Annotated in this window: 27 protein-coding genes and 1 pseudogene; 26 read left to right on the top strand and 2 right to left on the bottom strand. The window is 33.5% G+C overall.

Annotation, left to right across the window (positions count from 1 at the left end):
* The 3 genes and pseudogenes from BCR22_RS15680 to BCR22_RS06890 form a co-directional block, all read left to right on the top strand.
* Positions 1-1,534: pseudogene (locus BCR22_RS15680) on the top strand (hypothetical protein); the annotation flags it as partial.
* Positions 1,535-2,134: an immunity protein Imm33 domain-containing protein gene (locus BCR22_RS06895; protein ID WP_069654201.1), complete on the top strand. Its 600-nt coding sequence runs from the start codon at positions 1,535-1,537 to the stop codon at positions 2,132-2,134. It abuts the pseudogene before it with no gap.
* A 56-nt stretch (positions 2,135-2,190) separates the two neighbouring features.
* Complete coding sequence (locus BCR22_RS06890) at positions 2,191-2,622, top strand: SMI1/KNR4 family protein (RefSeq protein ID WP_069654200.1); 432 nt, start codon at positions 2,191-2,193, stop codon at positions 2,620-2,622.
* Positions 2,623-2,894: 272 nt separating this feature from the next.
* Here BCR22_RS06890 and BCR22_RS06885 read toward each other — a convergent pair whose 3' ends face one another.
* Positions 2,895-3,104 (bottom strand): helix-turn-helix domain-containing protein, encoded by a 210-nt coding sequence (locus BCR22_RS06885; RefSeq protein ID WP_069654199.1) that lies wholly within the window; start codon positions 3,102-3,104, stop codon positions 2,895-2,897.
* A gap of 104 nt (positions 3,105-3,208) precedes the next feature.
* Between BCR22_RS06885 and BCR22_RS06880 the strand changes: the two genes are divergently transcribed.
* The 11 genes from BCR22_RS06880 (at position 3,209) to BCR22_RS06830 (ending at position 10,039) form a co-directional block, all read left to right on the top strand.
* Positions 3,209-3,499: a hypothetical protein gene (locus BCR22_RS06880; protein WP_069654198.1), complete on the top strand. Its 291-nt coding sequence runs from the start codon at positions 3,209-3,211 to the stop codon at positions 3,497-3,499.
* A gap of 198 nt (positions 3,500-3,697) precedes the next feature.
* A complete protein-coding gene (locus tag BCR22_RS06875) occupies positions 3,698-4,021 on the top strand; it encodes a hypothetical protein (protein ID WP_069654197.1) in 324 nt (107 codons plus the stop codon).
* 32 nt (positions 4,022-4,053) lie between these two features.
* Positions 4,054-4,491 carry a DUF5082 domain-containing protein gene (locus BCR22_RS06870; RefSeq protein ID WP_069654196.1) on the top strand — a complete coding sequence of 146 codons (438 nt, stop codon included), beginning with the start codon at positions 4,054-4,056 and terminating at the stop codon, positions 4,489-4,491.
* 22 nt (positions 4,492-4,513) lie between these two features.
* Entirely contained in the window at positions 4,514-4,804 is a 291-nt protein-coding gene (locus BCR22_RS06865; protein WP_069654195.1) for a TIGR04197 family type VII secretion effector, read from the top strand.
* A complete protein-coding gene (locus tag BCR22_RS06860; RefSeq protein ID WP_069654194.1) occupies positions 4,804-5,514 on the top strand; it encodes a DUF4176 domain-containing protein in 711 nt (236 codons plus the stop codon). Before BCR22_RS06865 ends, BCR22_RS06860 begins: the two co-directional genes overlap by 1 nt.
* Positions 5,515-5,543: 29 nt before the next feature.
* A complete protein-coding gene (locus tag BCR22_RS06855) occupies positions 5,544-6,845 on the top strand; it encodes a T7SS effector LXG polymorphic toxin (protein ID WP_069654193.1) in 1,302 nt (433 codons plus the stop codon).
* A 19-nt stretch (positions 6,846-6,864) separates the two neighbouring features.
* Complete coding sequence (locus BCR22_RS06850; RefSeq protein ID WP_069654192.1) at positions 6,865-7,419, top strand: hypothetical protein; 555 nt, start codon at positions 6,865-6,867, stop codon at positions 7,417-7,419.
* A 14-nt stretch (positions 7,420-7,433) separates the two neighbouring features.
* Positions 7,434-7,730: a DUF4176 domain-containing protein gene (locus BCR22_RS06845; RefSeq protein WP_069654191.1), complete on the top strand. Its 297-nt coding sequence runs from the start codon at positions 7,434-7,436 to the stop codon at positions 7,728-7,730.
* Between the two features lie 188 nt (positions 7,731-7,918).
* Entirely contained in the window at positions 7,919-9,148 is a 1,230-nt protein-coding gene (locus tag BCR22_RS06840) for a T7SS effector LXG polymorphic toxin (protein ID WP_069654190.1), read from the top strand.
* Positions 9,145-9,738: a hypothetical protein gene (locus BCR22_RS06835; protein WP_069654189.1), complete on the top strand. Its 594-nt coding sequence runs from the start codon at positions 9,145-9,147 to the stop codon at positions 9,736-9,738. The genes BCR22_RS06840 and BCR22_RS06835 overlap by 4 nt, the downstream gene beginning before the upstream one ends.
* Positions 9,731-10,039, top strand: coding sequence for a DUF4176 domain-containing protein (locus BCR22_RS06830; protein WP_069654188.1), 309 nt, complete (start codon positions 9,731-9,733; stop codon positions 10,037-10,039). The genes BCR22_RS06835 and BCR22_RS06830 overlap by 8 nt, the downstream gene beginning before the upstream one ends.
* 227 nt (positions 10,040-10,266) lie before the next feature.
* Here BCR22_RS06830 and BCR22_RS06825 read toward each other — a convergent pair whose 3' ends face one another.
* Positions 10,267-10,482, bottom strand: coding sequence for a helix-turn-helix domain-containing protein (locus BCR22_RS06825; protein WP_069654187.1), 216 nt, complete (start codon positions 10,480-10,482; stop codon positions 10,267-10,269).
* Between the two features lie 353 nt (positions 10,483-10,835).
* On the opposite strand from BCR22_RS06825, the gene BCR22_RS06820 reads away from it, so the two are divergent.
* From BCR22_RS06820 to BCR22_RS06765, 12 genes are all read left to right on the top strand, one after another.
* Positions 10,836-11,129: a hypothetical protein gene (locus tag BCR22_RS06820; protein ID WP_069654186.1), complete on the top strand. Its 294-nt coding sequence runs from the start codon at positions 10,836-10,838 to the stop codon at positions 11,127-11,129.
* Between the two features lie 481 nt (positions 11,130-11,610).
* On the top strand, positions 11,611-11,847 hold the full coding sequence (locus tag BCR22_RS06815) for a hypothetical protein (RefSeq protein ID WP_069654185.1): 237 nt from the start codon (positions 11,611-11,613) through the stop codon (positions 11,845-11,847).
* Positions 11,844-12,245 (top strand): DUF4176 domain-containing protein, encoded by a 402-nt coding sequence (locus BCR22_RS06810; protein ID WP_010761881.1) that lies wholly within the window; start codon positions 11,844-11,846, stop codon positions 12,243-12,245. Before BCR22_RS06815 ends, BCR22_RS06810 begins: the two co-directional genes overlap by 4 nt.
* 11 nt (positions 12,246-12,256) lie before the next feature.
* The gene (locus BCR22_RS06805; RefSeq protein ID WP_010761880.1) at positions 12,257-12,511 is read left to right on the top strand and encodes a hypothetical protein; all 255 of its coding nucleotides are present in this window, start codon (positions 12,257-12,259) and stop codon (positions 12,509-12,511) included.
* A 12-nt stretch (positions 12,512-12,523) separates the two neighbouring features.
* Positions 12,524-12,886 (top strand): hypothetical protein, encoded by a 363-nt coding sequence (locus BCR22_RS06800; RefSeq protein ID WP_069654184.1) that lies wholly within the window; start codon positions 12,524-12,526, stop codon positions 12,884-12,886.
* On the top strand, positions 12,877-14,448 hold the full coding sequence (locus BCR22_RS06795; RefSeq protein ID WP_069654183.1) for a T7SS effector LXG polymorphic toxin: 1,572 nt from the start codon (positions 12,877-12,879) through the stop codon (positions 14,446-14,448). Before BCR22_RS06800 ends, BCR22_RS06795 begins: the two co-directional genes overlap by 10 nt.
* 2 nt (positions 14,449-14,450) lie before the next feature.
* A complete protein-coding gene (locus tag BCR22_RS06790) occupies positions 14,451-15,353 on the top strand; it encodes a hypothetical protein (protein ID WP_069654182.1) in 903 nt (300 codons plus the stop codon).
* Positions 15,346-15,678 carry a DUF4176 domain-containing protein gene (locus tag BCR22_RS06785; RefSeq protein ID WP_069654181.1) on the top strand — a complete coding sequence of 111 codons (333 nt, stop codon included), beginning with the start codon at positions 15,346-15,348 and terminating at the stop codon, positions 15,676-15,678. Before BCR22_RS06790 ends, BCR22_RS06785 begins: the two co-directional genes overlap by 8 nt.
* Before the next feature lie 124 nt (positions 15,679-15,802).
* Positions 15,803-17,320 (top strand): T7SS effector LXG polymorphic toxin, encoded by a 1,518-nt coding sequence (locus tag BCR22_RS06780; protein WP_069654180.1) that lies wholly within the window; start codon positions 15,803-15,805, stop codon positions 17,318-17,320.
* Positions 17,308-17,958 (top strand): hypothetical protein, encoded by a 651-nt coding sequence (locus BCR22_RS06775; protein ID WP_069654179.1) that lies wholly within the window; start codon positions 17,308-17,310, stop codon positions 17,956-17,958. Before BCR22_RS06780 ends, BCR22_RS06775 begins: the two co-directional genes overlap by 13 nt.
* Positions 17,951-18,388: a hypothetical protein gene (locus BCR22_RS06770; RefSeq protein WP_069654178.1), complete on the top strand. Its 438-nt coding sequence runs from the start codon at positions 17,951-17,953 to the stop codon at positions 18,386-18,388. Before BCR22_RS06775 ends, BCR22_RS06770 begins: the two co-directional genes overlap by 8 nt.
* Positions 18,381-18,860, top strand: a complete 480-nt coding sequence (locus BCR22_RS06765) for a DUF5085 family protein (RefSeq protein ID WP_010761875.1) — start codon at positions 18,381-18,383, stop codon at positions 18,858-18,860. The genes BCR22_RS06770 and BCR22_RS06765 overlap by 8 nt, the downstream gene beginning before the upstream one ends.
* Positions 18,861-18,894: the final 34 nt, after the last annotated feature.

Genomic DNA, 18,894 nt, shown 5'->3' with positions numbered 1-18,894 from the left:
TAGTACCTTCACTAGTGCTTGTGATGAAGCAAAAAAGCACTTGGATAAGATTATTCAAAAAGTCAATGAGTTTGATAGTAAGCAACAACCAAGCTCAGCAGAAGAAATCATCAATGTTTTAGCTCAACAAATCAAAATGTCTGAAACGGCGAGTGGTTTAAGTTATACAGATCCAAGATTTATGGAATTTGTCTCACAGACAGAATTGGCAGAAGCAATCAAAGATATCGATAGTCAAATTGCTCAGGCAGAAGCAGATGCAAAACTAGAAGCTGAAAAAGCTGCAAAGAAAAAACAAGAAGAATGGGCAAAACATCATCCAGTAGAAAACTTCCTTCAAAATATGTCAGATAGCATCGGCGATTGGTGGGGAAATGTTGTCCAAGGAACAAAAAATCTTTCTATTCCAAAAGGATTTAAAGATATTCTTCTATTTGGAGAAGGGTTCCTTGGCGGTGCAGGTGAGATGGTAAGCTCAGTAGCCATTGGCGGTGGTCAAGTCATTCATTTAGGGGTTGAACTAGTCGAATGGGGTCTTGATTCAGCGAGAGGCATTGAAACACCACAATGGAAACTAGACGATATCAAAGGGGCATGGGAAAATACGAAGGCGATTGGCAGTACGTTAAAAACAATCGGTTTGGGGCTTCAAGGAGCCACGAATCCATGGTTATTGGCAGTGAGTCCAACGCATCGAGAGGCGTTGAAAGAAACCTTTGACATGGGCGCAGGAATCGTTAATACTATAGTTAACGATATAAAAACAGGAAATGCCTATGCGATAGGTGGCTATGTATTTGATGTAGCGAGCATGTTTGTCGGAGTAGGAGAAGTAAATGCGGCTCTGAAAGGAACGAAGTTAGCTACAAAAATAGCTGAGGGATTAAATGCGTTTAAAGCAGCATCTAAAACGATGACTTTGAGCAAATTAGGTAAAGTTACATCCATGATGGATAAAGCTCTGAAATATGGAGATGATGCTTTAAAAGCTTTTGCGACAAAGTTAAAGAATATTCCAGTACCGATCATGGAAGAGAAGCTTATTGCTGGTACAAATGGATTTGGAAAAGTGAATGGTATCGGTAAGGGGACGTTGGGAGATTACATGGAGTTAGCCAAATCTAACTTCAGTAAGGGAATTCCATCATCAGAATATAAGGAATTAAGGAAAAAAACGCCTAGTAAAGAAATCAGAAAAAAAGTAAATCCTGAAGGTCCAAAAAAAGATCCTGTTTATGGATATGAAGTAGATAAATTTGAAGCAGATCATATCGTTTCAATGAAAGAAATAACTGAAATGGATGGCTTTAACTTATTAACCAAGGAAGAACAAATAGAAATTCTAAACCTCCAAGAAAACTTTGTCGGATTAGGAAAAAGAACTAACGCATCTAAGGGAGCTCATAATTGGACGGATTGGAAAGGACATTCTGTTTTAGGGGAAGTACCTGCAGATGTACGAAAAGCAATGTTGGAATTAGAAGAAAAAGCTAGGGAATCTTTGAAAGAGGCTATTATAGAGAGGTTGAAATAAATGAAAGAATTTAAGCAAAAAATAGGAAGTAAAGAATTTATAGCTACTGTAGAAAAAGAGTTAGAGCCTCAATTGTTAAGCCTGTTCTACATTCTAAAAAATATGAATGAGGAAGAGTTAATAAATGGATTTTCATTCCAAATTGGCTGGTCAATTTATTTTTTAGAAGAAATAAATAAAGACTCATTCGTTATACTAACAAATGATACTAGCAAAAATCCTTTTGAAGATAAGACTAAAGATTTAACCTTGGCACTATGGGTACAGTTAGAACAAGGTCATTTTTTGAGAAAACTAAACTTAGAAGGCAAATCAATTAGTTTTAGCGATAAAATCATACTTCAAAAAAATATTTTAACTTTCGATACAATGTATATGCAAAGATCTAGTGATGTGGAACTAGGTGATTCAGGTTGGTATATAGGTAGTATAGAAGAGGATAATTCAGAAGAAGATCTATATGCCTTATATGCTTATCAACTTTTAAAACAAAAACCTGAGATAATTCAAGTTCTGGCTCTCCCAGATGAATATATGGTAATTTATGAAAATAATGAAATAAAAACTGTATTGAATGAAAATGATGAACCAGTTCTATAAAAAATATATGAGCAAAAGCTATACTTATTTACGATAAAATAAGGGAATAACGACTTATGATTAAATGTAGCGAAGATAATAGTGGGAATATTTTTTACAATATAAAAATGGAAGACATAATTGAAGTAGAAACGGCATTAGAATTAGAAATTCCTAAAGAACTAAAGGAATTCTTTTTGAGTGTAGGTTATGGTTTTATAAAAGGCTCTGAATATAATATCAACCGTATAATGGATCCTTATTCTATAAGAGATTTTAAATTAAAACAAAATGATTATGAATTTTTTCCAGATATTGAAGTTTATGATGATTTAGAAAATGAATTGGTATTTTTCGAAGCGAATGAAACCGCGATGATTTCAATAAAAATATCTAATAATGAGAGAAATGAAATTTATTATGATGAATTTAAGATAGCCGACTCGCTAGAAGAATTTTTAAAAAAGATTTCGGAAGATGATGAATATTATCTGAAGTTAATAGATTAATCAGTCTCAATAAGTCTAGTAAAATGGTATCAGCAAAAAATGCTGATACCATTTTTTGTGCATAATTGTAGGATAATCAAATTTTCGATAAGAGAACTGTTTAAATAATAAAAGACTTATTGAAATACATCAGAACAAGTTCAATGTATTTTATAGATTCTAAATAATCTAATGGTCAAAAACTAAGCCAGAGAGCAGTATTAAAAAGTAAAATTCTTACTATAAAAACAGTGTAAGTTCCCAAATGATGGTGTTTACACAGCATTTCCTACTCATTTCAACCGAATTATTTCAGTTATATCATCAATATCCAAAGCATCTGCTATTCTCTCAATATGAGGTAAATAAATTTTCTCTCTTTTATTATTAGCCAACTTATTAACAATTGAAGGCTCGATATCTGATAAACGAGCAAGTTCTCTTAAGGATATTCCTCTATCATCAACTAGTTGTTTCAAACGAATTTCTACTTTTCTTTCCATAGAATTCTCTCCCTTTTTAGTGTTGTTTGTAAGAACATCATATAGTATAATGAAAAAATAAGTGGTGCTCGTATAGGCATCTCTCGTGAAAAAGGAGGAGAATTATGGAAAAGCAAAGTATAAAGACAAAAAATAATCAACCGATTAAAATGATAAGTTATCAGGAGGTATATTATCTGCATGATATGTTGGAACAACTAAATTCATGGGAGAGTGCTTTAAAACTACTAAATGAATTCTTTAGCGATCAAAAGCGTCCTGTTAATAAAAAGAAAATAGCGAATGAATACCATGCTTGCTCTCAGATATTTACTACTTTCCACAATGATTTTTCACAAACCTTACAAAAAATGGAAAGCCAGATTATCATTTTGAGAGGCAAAGAAAAAATTTAATTAAATAGAAATGTTGTTTAAAAGCTTAGAACAAATTAGCAAGTAAACCAAAAAAAGTTAGACTAAAAAATCTAACTTTTTTTGGTTTATTACAAGTTGATTTGTAGATCTAAGCTTTTTTATTTTGTATCAAAAAATAAAAATTATACGAGTTAAGTAGTAGAAGAAGTTCGTCAGGACGCAACAGATCCAGAACCAATGTTTGTCTATGTTCCAGAGGCGCATGTATTTGGAGATAAGACATTCATTACCAATGATGCAATTGACGTGTACCTAAGAAAAGCCGCGAAAGTGAAGATTTACTTTATTTTCCAAGGCAATCAAAAACAAATTGAAAATAGCTTCGATGACTTTAATAAGCGACTACGTACGAATATCCCAGCAGGAATGATCGGTACACGTTTAGCGGATCAAGGATTTATCAATGTGAAATCAGGCTATAGTGAACCAACAGTTGAGCTAGATGAGTCTTATTTCTTTGTTGGACGGAATGCTTGTCGAGTGAAGTTGGTTAGTGAATAGTTGATAGTTTAAGTGTAAAAGGAGGTAAAACGATGAGTAAAGACGATGCAGCAGAAAGAAAACGACAAGAGAGTAATGGTCGAAATCGCCAAGAAGCAACAAAATGGCAACGTATCGCAAATGAGCGACAAGCAAATTATGATCGAAATCAAAAAAAATTAGAACGATTGAAAGAAGCAAAACGAGCGCTAAATAAGTCAATGTCGTCCTTCTCCAAATTCGAAAATGAAGTCAATCAATACTCAACAAAATTGAGTACAGGGCAGTTTAAAGGGACGCTTCGTACTAAATTTGATCAGAAGGCAAAAAAAATGGGAACGGCTTTGCATAAAGAAGAAAACACCCATCAACAAAATTTATCTAAACTAGATGCAGAAATAGCAAAGAAAGAGTTAGAGCAAGGTGATTTGTTGAGTGCTGTCGGAAGCGCCTTTGATATGGCAAAAAATTTCTTAGCCTCTATTTTTTAGTAAGACAAAGGAGAGATGAACTATGGCAATAGGTGTTGATAGACAAGTCTGGGATGGTGCGGTTAACAAAGCAGAGAGTGCAGTATCAAGCATTTCAAAACCAACCATCAACAATTTAGGGAAAACAACATTGAAGCGATTCAAAAAAATAATTGAAACACAAAAGAAACTTGCAAATACAGTAGAATCCTTCAAAAATGTTTCGAAAACAGATACGCAAAAAATGAAACAAGTCGCTGGAAATATTGTTTCAGAAGATAAACAAGCCTCAACCTCGTTCAAACAAAATACATCTAAAGTGAGGTTCAACTAATGGCGAGTTATGATACAAAAAAATTTTTCGAAGAGGTTCTAGCAAATGATGATTCTTTACTTTTTGAGGTAACGAATGAGTTGATTACAACAGGTGTTTTATTAGGAACAAACTTTCCTTTGTTAAAAGGAATTTATAAAGCCTATCGTAATGAAGAAGAACAATTCGAACATAAGCCGATGGTTGGTGCTAAATTGACAGTCTCTTTTGATCATGATACTCAACGTGTAGTGCTTGATCGTCAAACTAGTCAAGTAGAACTGACCAATGGACAGTTTCTTCAGTATATGGGGAAAATCGATGTTGCCTTTGCGCCGATTTATCCAGTTGGAACAACGGTTGAATTAGATGAAAGTATGTTAACGGAAGAACTAGCTGAACTCTTTAAAAAGGAAGAGCTAGGCGCAGTTGTCACGTTAAGCGGTCGGAAGATTCCGCTGATGAGCGGTTTTGAGCAATATATTGTAGATTATCTAGGTCATTTGTGGCCTTACGGAGAGATTCCTGGGAATGATCCGATTTTGATTTCTAATATGATGATCAAACGGGTCATTGCGGAAAGTCTTACAAATGAGTATGAAGAAGCGTTTGCTTTCGATGGTTTACGAACGACTCAGGTAACAAAGCAACAAGTTTCAACAGCGTATATGAAACCAGAAGATACGATTGCTTATTTTGAAGTGTTGTCTGAGTTGTCAGAACAAGAATAATAGGGTAAACGCATGGAAAGGAGTGTATTATGGGATTTTATGTCGATACAGCAGAAATGAAGAAAGCAGTAGAAGAGTATCAAAAGCTTTCTAAGACAGCGCAAAGTCAATTAAATACTGCAAAAAACGCAATGAATGGTATAATTAACAGTAACGCACTGTCTGGTAAAGTAGGACAAGCTATATCAGCGGATATCAATAATAACCAGAATGCCGTAATTGTTGGATTGAAAAGTAGTTATCTAGCCGTTGAAATGGAGCTACGCCAAGCGTATCAGGATTTTAAAGGAACAACAGGCGAATCATCCGATTCAGCAGTCCTTAGTGAAGAAGTCCTGATCAAAGCAAAATCAGATATTGATAAGATGAAACAAACCTATCAAGAACAAGTGAAGAGTTTCCAGTCCGTTTATAGCAGTATTTCTGATCTAATTTCATTATCTGCCTCAAAGAGTGACTTTAATCAAGTAGCGGACGCGACGAAGAAGTATGCGGATGAAATCATTCAAAAAGTCAATCAGTTCGATAGTAAGCAAGGCAATTCGGCTAATGAAGACATGATTCAGTCTTTAAGCACGCAAATTAAAGCAGCACAGAAAGTCGGAGGATTAGGCTATACTGATCCTCGTTTCCTCGCATTTGCGAATAGTACTACTTTAGCAGATAATGTTCAAGCGTTTCAAAAAAAGGTGACTGAAGCAGATGAAAAGCAACGAAAAACGAAAGAAAAAGATCTGAACTCAATGACGCCATCAGAAATGATTGCGAAGTATGGAGTGGACGATCCAGATGTGAAGAAGCGAATAAATTATATTAATAATGGGATTAGTACGACAGTTTTCGGAGTAGCGAAAGATTTAATAAAAGATACTGAGATATCCTTATTTACAGAAGGAGCACAGCAATTCTTTGATAAAAATGGTCAAAGAATCGCTGATATGTCAGGTTACTATAGTTCTGAATTTGCAGGCAATGGATTGGGATCAGCTTTGTACCTTGGAGGAAAAGTTGGAGGGAAAGTTAATAAAGCAATTCCATTTATTGGTCCTGCAATAGATGCTTATTCTTTGATCTCTTCGGAAGATCCTAATGCCCCAATGAAATTTGTAGGTCATTTGGCAGGTAATGCAGTAGGTGATATAGCAGGCGTTGCAGTTGCAACAGCAACTGCTGCATCCGTAGCGGGAACCATAGGGGGAATCTTAGGTACAGCAATTCCAGTACCTGTTGTTGGAACAGTTATAGGAGTGGTAGTTGGTACTATAGTTGGTAGTGCCATAAATACGGTATCCGATGCCATTATTGATTCTGTTTCTAGTTTTTTTAAATGAAAAAAGAAGGTGATAAAGTATGTATCAAAAAATATATAGTGACACTGATGGTCATATGATTTTTTATAATGAGAAAGAGAAAAAATTAGCTGAATTAAAGCTAAATAGTACTAATAATAACGCAACAACATCAAAAAGTAACTTTGGAATTATTGCATTAGTTACTACATTATTAGGTAACTCCGTACTCGGAAAATTATTATATGATAATGTTGAAAATATACCATTACTTATAGTTGGAACATACTTATTTGCAATATTTACAGCACTTCTTTTGATGTTTTTTTTAAATAAACATCAAAGAAAAACACTTGAAAAAAATCAGATATCTTTCTCATATGACAAGTTAAAAGAAATTGTTGGGAAAAGACGAATTAGCAATTTAGCAGGTTTAATAAAACTAGCAAGTATATTTTTTTTTCTAGGTGTAACATGTACAATAATATTTTATTTCATGCATGTAATATTATTTCTTATATTTTCGTGGTTATGTATATTTGTTAGTGTAGTCGCATTATATGAACCATTTATATATTTTACAGTTACGAAAAAACTAATTAAAACATTAAAATAGTAGGGAGAATAATTATGAATATTTATCCAATAGGAACAGTTATTTCATTAAAGAAAGATAAACAAGAGCTGATGATTACCTCAAGGTTTCCACTCTACAACAAAGACGGAGAACTTGGATACTTTGATTACGGTGCTTGTTTATTTCCACAAGGTATTTTAAATGATAGTAATTACTTTTTTAACGCTGAGGACATTGATGAAGTACACTTTACAGGTTATTTATCAGAGACTGAAAAAGAACTTCAAAAAAATATTTTGAAAGAATTGAATAATATTAAGTACCCTAAATTTTTTATTCAAGATAAATAATTTAAAAATTTATCTTGAAATTAGAATCACTTATTTAATTATCATGAAAAGAAACCTTAATTTGAAGAGGTTTCTTTTCATGTATATAGATAAACGAAATGTTTTTAGACTACTGTCTTCCTGAATAGAAAGTAGGACAAGCTATATCAGCGGATATCAATAATAACCAGAATGCCGTAATTGTTGGATTGAAAAGTAGTTATCTAGCCGTTGAAATGGAGCTACGCCAAGCGTATCAGGATTTTAAAGGAACAACAGGCGAATCATCCGATTCAGCAGTCCTTAGTGAAGAAGTCCTGATCAAAGCAAAATCAGATATTGATAAGATGAAACAAACCTATCAAGAACAAGTGAAGAGTTTCCAGTCCGTTTATAGCAGTATTTCTGATCTAATTTCATTATCTGCCTCAAAGAGTGACTTTAATCAAGTAGCGGACGCGACGAAGAAGTATGCGGATGAAATCATTCAAAAAGTCAATCAGTTCGATAGTAAGCAAGGCAATTCGGCTAATGAAGACATGATTCAGTCTTTAAGCACGCAAATTAAAGCAGCACAGAAAGTCGGAGGATTAGGCTATACTGATCCTCGTTTCCTCGCATTTGCGAATAGTACTACTTTAGCAGATAATGTTCAAGCGTTTCAAAAAAAGGTGACTGAAGCAGATGAAAAGCAACGAAAAACGAAAGAAAAAGATCTGAACTCAATGACGCCATCAGAAATGATTGCGAAGTATGGAGTGGACGATCCTGATGTGAAGAAACGGATAAATGATATTAATAATGGGATTAGTTATACCGCATTTAGTAAGTCAGTTGAAAATTTAGGCTATGGACAAGCTATAGGTGATGGTGTTTTACAAGGACTTAAAATGACTGGTAAAAACATGAGAGTTGATGCTTTGCAAATGGGAAGCAGAAGTATATCTCCTAATGAATTATCGCGAATAGGCAAACGAGCACGGGCTTTAGAAAGTGCGGGAGATGATCTAATAAATGCTTCTAATGCTGTCTCTGGTAGCAAAATTTGGAAAGGTTTAGGAATTGTTGGAACAGTAGCAGGGGCAGCATTTGACTATAATGATCAAATGACGAAATACAATGATGAGGGAAGGGCAATCAAAAATACAATAGCTCATTCCGTAATTGGATCAGGTGGAGCAGCCGTTGGTGGGCAGATTGGCGCGGCTCTAGGATCAGCCATCCCTGTACCTGTCTTAGGAACAGCTTTTGGTGCAGTAGTTGGTATAGGAATTGGGTATGTAGGTTCTGAGATTTATGACTGGGTAGAAACAGGTAAAGCTAAAAAAACTATTGATGACATATCTTCTAAAGTTTCAAAAACTGTTGATGATATCAAGCAAGGCACTAGTAAATGGTTTTCAAATATTGGTAATTCATTAGGAGGAGCATTTAATTGAAGAATAAATCGGTTGCTTTGCTGAAAATTGATACTGATAAATCAGTATATTTTGATTTATCGAAGCGTAAATTATTTATTCAAGAATTTATAGGCCCATATACTGAAAAATCTGGGAAGAGTTATTCTAAATCTCAAACATGGGGAATATCTGCTTTTATAGGAATGTTTTTAATTCCGCTGATTGCAAAACAATTTAATCTTGTATCTTTAGTTCCAAACTATATAAATATCCTTTGCATTTCTGGTGTGGGTTTTCTTATGGGAAAGCTGTTAACAGTTTATTTGATAGATAGGTCCAAAGGGCAATATATTGAAAAAAAATTCACCAAAAAAGATGTCCAAAAAATCTTAAATAATTCATCAAATTTAAGAATTTTAGCGGTGACAGAATTATTATTTATATTTGGATATAGTATATTTTTAATAATCTTACCTTTTATTGAAAAAACTTCTGTGAAAGGAATTATAGGCATATTTGCACTATGTTTCGCTGTAAGTGGTATACATTTTTCAGCCCATCCATTTGCACAACAAAAAGCATTTAGAATTTTAAAAAAACAAATGAAAGCAGGTATGTATGATGAGTGAGAACAACTATATATTGCCAATTGGTTCTATCGTAAGATTAAAAAAAGGCGATGTTCTTTTAATGATTGTAGGTAGAGCCCAACTCTTCAATCAAAATGGTAAAATAGGGTATTTTGATTATTCAGCAACATTATATCCGCAAGGAATAGATGGAAGCCAAGAATTTGTTTTCTTTAATATAGAAGATATTGATGAAGTAATATTTGAAGGTTATAGAAACAGTCAGGAAATTGATTTTGCAGATAATTATGATAAGAATATAGAAACAATTACTTATCCAAAACTAGTTGTTGAAGATTAAAATAAGTTTTAATGTTTTTTTGTAAACTAATCTTGGTGAAGAAAATCCAAAGAATTAAATCAATGGTGATGAAACTTAGAGGAAACTCCTCTAGGTTTTTCAACTAGGACTTATGAGTTCAAATAATTAAAAGTCAGAATGGAGAAGAAATTCTCTTAATTCTGACTTTTTGCTATTTAAGAATAATTAGGACACATCAGTACAGAACCAAGCAATGTTGAACAAACTCAGTCTCGTTTGTTCTCAGAAATAAACTCCATAATATCCTCAGGTTGGCAATCAAGAGCAACACAAATCCTTTCAATAACATCCATCGAAACTTTCTCGTTTGCAGAAAGTTTTGCTAGAGTTGCAGTTCCTATTCCTATTTCTTTTCGTAATTGGGTTTTTGTCATTCCTTTATCAATTAATAATTTCCATAAACGATTATATATAATTGGCATTTGTGAGGACCTCCTATTTTATTTGTCTCTTTAGTATAAAATTCTTATATTCATTAGTCAACATAATAAATTCGCTTAAACGAATAAATAGTTCTGTAAATAGAATTTAGTTTTTGACTGATTATTCATTTTATGGTATTATATATTCGTTAAAGCGAATAAAAAATTCTTTTTTGCGAATGGTATAGTGAGAGGAGCGTTAGAAGGGTTTAAAATAAACAGGCAAAAAAGAAGCAGAGCTTTAATAAATAAGAAACGAATTTCTTGAATTAAAACTCTACTTTAGACAAGTAAATCATACCATAATTCAAGAAATTCTCCAAGTTTACAGAAAAATTCAAAGGAGAATTATTATGAATAAAAAACTAATCATTGCTAAACAGAATAATCAGCCGTTACCAAACATTCCACAACAAGACGTTCATACTATTGCAAATACGTTAGAACAACTTACTTTATGGAATCTTATTTTAAACTTGCTTAACCAATTTTTTACTGAAAATCTCCAACCACTCGATAAGGATAAAGTAATGAGGGAATACTATGTTTGTTCAAAATTATATACTAATTTTCACAAAGATTTTTCGCAAACTTTACAAAAAATGGAAAGCCAGATTAGCATTTTGAGAAGCAAAGAAAAAATTTAATTAAGTTGAATTTTATTAAATAAGCAGAATGGAGAGCCACTTTTAAAGTAGATAGAGAAGTAATAATGACGACATTACTTTATATCAAAAGAACAATTCAATCAGAAAAAAAGCTGATGGGGTTGTTCTTTTTTGCTTGTCATTATATGCTGTATAAGTAAGAATTAATAATTTTTTAGTTAATGATATCAAATAATAAATACATAAATTATAGAATGCCACGATGATTGAGCTAGCAACTTATTTGGTGAATATTCACAGAACCAAAAAAGGAATAATACAGAACAGAAATTAACGATTATTCCTTAAAAAATATTTTATAGTTTTTATTCTTGATTACTACGGACAGTTAAAAATATTTAATAATTTACCACTTTTTGCTAAAAGAATCGTAATAATCAATGGCATTGCAGAATTAGTAGACAAACTATTCTTAAATCCAGAAGAAGTCGCATTTCTTTTAAATGGTGGGAATGATCACTTGCAACTTGTATTTATAGATAGTTTAACAAAAGTTGGAAATACGTATGGTGGATTGACGAATATGGTGAAAGAAAGTGTGTATCAAATCCTATTTGGCGGTAGTTTACAAAATCAATTATTCATAGAGAATTTACCGTACACACAAAAAAATGTTGTTGTTCCTCGCAATGTACTTCATAGTTTGAAGGATGATCTATTCGAAGATATTGTTATACCGATGGAGGTAGGAGAATGAGAGAAGAAATGAGCACGCCCTTTTTGCCTCTAGGGAGTATTTTACGATTAGAAGAACCTGAAAATGACCAAATACTTTATGTAGTAGTTGCTCGAGCCATTGCAAAAAATGAAATGGACGCAATTTTTTCAAGATATAAAGTTGCGCCCCACCCATTTGGCGATGTACCAAGCCAAGAAGTATTCACGATCAGTGCTGACCAAATTGCTGAGGTTATTTTTGAAGGTTATTCAGATCAAAATGATCAAGAATTTTTAGAGGATTTGTTAGTAAAAATGGCTAACGGTCCTATAGTTGTTCCAGAAGCACCCGAGCCAGAAGTGATTCAAGAACCTGAACCGATTTTAGATGAAGCAGAACAATTACAAGAAGATCCATTTTATAAATTTAGAGAGTAAGGAGAGAGAGTATGGGGAAGATCGCATCAAATGAAGGAGCGGCTCAAAATGCAGTTGCTGGAATTAGCAAAGTTTCTGTTAAAAGTGGAAAGACCTGTTCTTTGGGAAGAAGTAACATTTCTAGTATGAAGCAGGGAGCTAAAGTAAGTAATCAGATTTTATCTGATTTATCGAAATTAGTTAGTTGTGTAAATGAACAAGCCAATAAATTCCCTAAACTTGCGGCAGTTATTGCTTCTCGTGATAGTCAAACGAGATTTAAGTAGGGAGGAAAACATATGGCACAAGATAAAAATGAGAAGTTAAGATCGGAGTATACGCAAAAAATTGTTGAGAAAGAACGTCAAATTGACGATTTGAATAGTGAAAAACGACAGATTCAAGAAGTGTTTGAGTCATTAGAGACGGAACTAACTCGAAATTTCCGACAACTACAAGAATTAAATGATGAATTAATAAAAGAAGGGAGTTCTTCTGCTCGATGGGAGCAAGAAGAACTTCATGGGAAAAAGAAGCATTTCGGACAATTTTTTAAGGAGCAAAAGCAAGAATTAGCAGAAATGTATACAAAATCAGCTGAAGAGCTAAACGAAGAACGCTCAGAAATCCAGAAAGAAAGGAATGAATTAACATGGGATTAGTCTATTCAAGCGGAGACTCTTCAAAATTGATGAGTGCCATGTCAAGTAACTTATCGACGGCAAAAAGTACTGTGAGTGACTTACGATCAGGAAGCCAACGCTTAACCGCAGCCGTGGATGGACGTACCTTGTCAGGTGCGGCATATAATGCGGGAAAAGGATTATTTTCAGAATTAATCCTTCCAACGATAAGTCGTGTTACCACATCAATGGACGGTATACAAAATGATTTAGTAAAATATACAGGAGCGAATGCAGCGATTTCAAGTGAAGGTTTTCTAGATGAAGATAAGTTGAACATGCAGATGCAACTCTTGAAAGCATCCAAAGCAGCTCTAACTGCTTCAGCAAATACCGCTGGAAATCTAGCGGCAGGGAATCCAGTGCCAGGATTGAAAGATATGTTAAAGCATGCGCAAAATCGATTGAACCGCATGGCAAATAGTATGCAAGATGATATCGACAAGGTACAGAAAAAAATTAAGAAGTTACATGATTTTTCGAGTCAGACGAACGGACTTTTTAGTAATAGCTTAAATGAGTTAAGTATTGCGATGCAAGGTGTGCTTGTATTGAGTGGAACAGTTGTTAATAGTGACGGTTCTTATTCGTTGCCAAAAGGAACGGATAAAAGTTGGTTTTCAAAAATGCATCCAAATTCAAATAAAATTCTTGGACAATCTTCTACAAATGCTTTTTTAGAATTGTATAAGCAAACAGAAGCTTTACTAAAACCAGTAAAAGGTGGCAAGACAGATAATATTAAACGTTTCGAAATGTTGTTAAAACTTTATCCAGCCTCTGTAGTAAAAAAACTGCTTGCAAATGATGAATTTTGGATGTTAGCGAATAAACTTCCTTCTGGGTGGCAAACAAAACTAATCAATGGACTAGCTAAGTATGAAACTTTTGGACAAGCTGTAATACAAGGCAAGTGGATTCCTAAAGTAGATACATTAGGAAAAGCGTTTGAAAACTTTAATAAATTTACAAATCCAATCAAAACATGGGTGGGTGAGAGTCTAAAAAATTCCCAATTTGTTCAAGGTGCAAAACAGTGGGGGGTCGGAAAAGGAATAGGAAAAGTAGCTGCAATAGCAACTTATGTACAATTAGGAGTTACGTTTGTATCAAGTGGTGTAGATGCTTATGGCAAGACTGGAAGTATCGGGAAAGGAGTTATAGGTGGAGCGATAGATACAGTAAAAAGTATTGGACCTCTGGAAGGTATGACAATTGGAGCTACTATAGGTGGAGCAATAGGTACAGCAATACCTATACCTATTATTGGAACTGTTTCTGGTGCAGCAGCTGGTGCAGTAGTTGGAGGAGTTGTCGGTGGTATAAATACTATTGTACAATTTTTCGTTCCTAGTTTTTATGATAGTGTTAAGGATGGTTTTTATAACTTTTATGACAAGAGTACAGAAGTTATCGGAAAAGGTGTTAGTCAAGGGGTTGAAACTGTAAAACAAGTTTGTAAAGATGTTCAAAATGTTGGTAAATCAATAGGAAAGGCTGTATCTTCTGTGAAGTTCCCAGAGATTAAGTTTGGATGGTGAAAATGAAACTACCTAAATTAATGACAGCAGATTTTGAAAAAAGTTTGAACTTATTAGATGATAATTTTGTACAGTATATGAATAAAGATGTTAATCGCTTGCCAGATCCTGTAGGAAAACAAAAGCTAAAAGCACAGATAATAGGTTTAATATTAATTATTTTTTTAATAGGTATCAATTATTCCATATCTTTCCTTGCTACAAAAGGTTCAAGAGGAGAATTGGGAGAAAGTCCATTTCCAAAACCAATAATTAATTTTTTGCCATCTTGGCTATTTTTTTGTTTGTTATTTATTTGGATAGTATTAGTTCTAATTTTTAGAGATAGAGGAGAATTATATTTATCTAGATACAGAGGACAATTGAATTTAAATAACTATATACTTTGGTTGGTTTTGGAGTTTAATTTATTTTTTCTTACTTTTTCTTTTGTTCCGTTAACTATTCTGGGTACTTTAATGCTATTTACTTTAATGGTTATTATAGGTTATGTGATATTGAGGAATAAGTTGAAATCATTAAATGAGATGTTATTTAATATAGAGATGAAAAATAAAAGAATAGATGTTCTTATTCAAAAGATACTGAAATTGACCATGAAATATGGATGGATCATAGTAATTGGTATTGCTTTGTGGAAATTTATCTTTCCAAAGGAGACAGAAATTCGTACGGATACTGTCGGTTTTATAGGTATTATCGCTATGTGGTTCATTATGAACATAGCGATAATTATTGTTGAGTCATATTTATTTTTACCATATTTACTCAATGGATACTACAAATACAAATATCCAGAAGAATACAGAGAATGGGAAGGTAAGACCCAATTAGAATGGTATGGAGAGAAATATTTCAATAAACATATTAAAGGAACAGAGAAAGAGGAGAAAATAAATGACTGAAACAAAAAAATTATTACCCTTAGGAAGTGTTGTTTTACTTGAAGAAGGACTTCAAAAACTGTTGATTGTAGGTCGTGGAGCAATTTATACAGATCAAACTACAGGAAAAGATACTTTTGCAGATTATATGTCAGTATTATATCCAACAGGACTGAATCCAGAAACGACAATTTTCTTTAATCATGAAAATATAGATAAAGTGGTATTTGAAGGGTATTCAGATGAAGAAGAAGAAAGATTTATGGAAGTCTATTCAGAATGGAAAGATGGATTAGACAAACAAGATAGTGAATCAAGCAATTCAAATGAATCAATTGGATTCTAAAAAGTATAAGCCTAAATAACTATATTCTGTCAAATAAAGAAGCTAACACCATATGTTTTAGCTTCTTTATTTAAACTATAGAACTACTGATATCAGAAATCCAGAAAGAAAGGAATGAATTAACATGGGATTAGTCTATTCAAGCGGAGACTCTTCAAAATTGATGAGTGCCATGTCGAGCAATTTATCGACGGCAAAAAGTACCGTGAGTGACTTACGATCAGGAAGCCAACGCTTAACCGCAGCCGTGGATGGACGTACCTTGTCAGGTGCGGCCTATAATGCAGGAAAAGGATTATTTTCAGAACTAATCCTTCCGACAATAAGTCGTGTTACCACATCAATGGACGGTATACAAAATGATTTAGTAAAATATACAGGAGCGAATGCAGCGATTTCAAGTGAAGGTTTTCTAGATGAAGATAAGTTGAACATGCAGATGCAACTCTTGAAAGCATCCAAAGCAGCTCTAACTGCTTCAGCAAATACCGCTGGAAATCTAGCGGCAGGGAATCCAGTGCCAGGATTGAAAGATATGTTAAAGCATGCGCAAAATCGATTGAACCGCATGGCAAATAGTATGCAAGATGATATCGACAAGGTACAGAAAAAAATTAAGAAGTTACATGATTTTTCGAGTCAGACGAACGGACTTTTTAGTAATAGCTTAAATGAGTTAAGTATTGCGATGCAAGGTGTGCTGGTGTTGAGTGGAACGACAGTTAATAGTGACGGTTCTTATTCGTTGCCAAAAGGAACGGATAAAAGTTGGTTTACTAAAATACAATCTGAAAAAGCGAAAAGTGAACTTGATAAACAATACGATGAAGTAAAAGAGTGGAACAAACTATACAAAGAATTTATCAAAACAGGAGATAAGTCGTTTAAAAGTGTTTGGTACGGTGCGCGTGTAAGTCGATTATCAGATGGAACCTTGATTGTAACGACTGTCACTGGTATGTCGAAGCGATTGGATGAATTTACAGGATTTAGTAAATTTGTTAAACAGCATAAAAATTTTAATCGGATATCTTCTGGTGGGAAGTTAACGAAAGATGGTTTGAAAATACTAGAAGAAGCGAAAATTCGTGATGCTGGAATGTTAACAAAAGGAACATCAGGACGCTTTGGTGATATAGCTAAAGCTACATGGGGCGCAATTAAATCTGATGTATTATCTGCAGTAAAAAAACCAATATCATTTGGTTTAAACACGATAGTAAAAGATGCAAAAAACTTGAAAACAGCTAAAGGATTTGGAAGAGTTATTCCTGGCTTGAATATTGTTTCAGGAGTTATCGATGTTGGTACAGGAATTAAAGATAGTTATGATTTAGCAAAAGAGGATGGTCTAAAAGGAGGTCAAGTTATTGCAAGTCAAGTAGGTGGTGTTGTTGTTGATGTTGCTAAAGTAGCTGTGACAACAACTGCGGCTACAGTTGCAGCGACCGCTGGTGCTGCGGCTGCCACTGCCGCATTAGGCGCATCTGCACCTGTTTTGGCTGTAGCTGCAGGTGCAGTAGCTGTAAGCTACGTTGCGGTTAAGGGTGTGGAATTCATTGATAAAAAACTTGGTATAACTAAAGGATTAAAAAAAGGTGTGAATGGAATAATAAAAGGAGTAGGAGGGTGGTTCAAATAAATAAAGTAGCACCATTCCAATTGAAAAATTTTGATACAATGATAAAAACTTACGGAACATTTTTTTTAGTAGGTTTATTTCTACAAATATTTCCAGTGTTAGCTATTCAAAAGAAAAGACTTATATTCTTTGCAATATTTTTTTTGACTCTAATGCTAATGGCTTTAATTGGAAAAATTTTTTTCAAAAAGAAAAAAAATGAAGTGATTGGGTTATGGTTATTATTTATAACAATGATACTAGCCAATTTTGGAATTCTTTTAGTTCCATTTATAGGGTATGCTGAACAAACGATAGGAGAGTTACTATATTATTATATGCTAACAATCTTGGTAACCCTTCTTTTTATGGTATATGTTCATCTAGTTTATAGATATGGTCGTAAGAGGTTGTCAGATAAAGTAATAGGTATCATGGTGGGAGTTCCCTTTGTCTTGGTAATGATATTCTCTATATTTATGATAGAAAAATATGGAAATTTTTCAGTAGGATTGATTGGTATAGGAATGCTATTTTTATCTGGAACATTGAAACAATACCCAAGAATAGGTGCATATTTTGAACAGAAAAATATGAACAGATATGGAAACTCATTAGACATAGTGAATAAGAAAAAAGAAGGAGAAAAAAATGAATGAGCAACGATTTACGATGATGAATTTAGCTTCAAGAGAGATGGTCGGAAACATCCAAGATATTATTGAAATTGTGAGCACGGTCGAATTAAATAATTATGGTGAGGGTCGGTTTCAAAATGGACCTACGATGGTAGAATTCAAACCAACCGAAATAGAGAATGAGGAACAAATATTTAAAGTGTATCTACCAATAAACGAAGAAGTTTCAGGTGAAGGAAACGATGGCGTAAATTGGAAATGGATACCCGAGTTAGACATTAAAAAGGTATTAAGAAGTCGTGTTCCTTTTGATGAAGGAATCGAAACTAAATTGGAAGAGATGAAAAGCTATTTACAAGAAAACTCTATTCAATATGAAGACCGTCTCATACTATTGTTCTCTAAGATTTATGAAGAATACTGGGTAGATTTGGTGATTCCGTATGTTTAACAAAAGAAAAGAAAAAAAAGAAATCAGAGTGGGCTTTAATCAAACTATTCATTTTGAAAATGTAGTAAGCCGATATTATCAAGTAGATTTAAAAGATTTTGCTAAGGTATTTGAAGACTTTATAACGACTGTTGTACAGAGTGGTTATACGCCAACGAGTAATTTTTTCTACGCTATTAATTCTGATTTAGAAGATCCTATAGATATGCTTTTGCAAGTGTTTATCCCTGTAGAAGAAGAAAAATCGTACGAGTTGCCCGAAGAGTATCGATACCAGTCCTACTATGAAATTATCAATATGCTAGGTGTAAGAGTGGAAGGGGACAGTGAAGATCAATTTTCAGAAGGGATAAGAATGCTAGTTGAGCAAATTGTAGATATGGATGCTGAATTAGCAAGTCCACCATTTTACTTTGTAAATCAAATAGATGGTAAAACATTTACAGATATTTTAATAAAAATATCTGAGTAAAATGTGTAGCTTATATGTTTATAAAGATAGGTTG

This window comes from Enterococcus plantarum, assembly GCF_001730295.1.
Taxonomy (GTDB): domain Bacteria; phylum Bacillota; class Bacilli; order Lactobacillales; family Enterococcaceae; genus Enterococcus_L; species Enterococcus_L plantarum.
The sequence above is the reverse complement of the archived record's forward strand: the minus strand, read 5'-3'. Positions and strand labels throughout refer to the sequence as shown.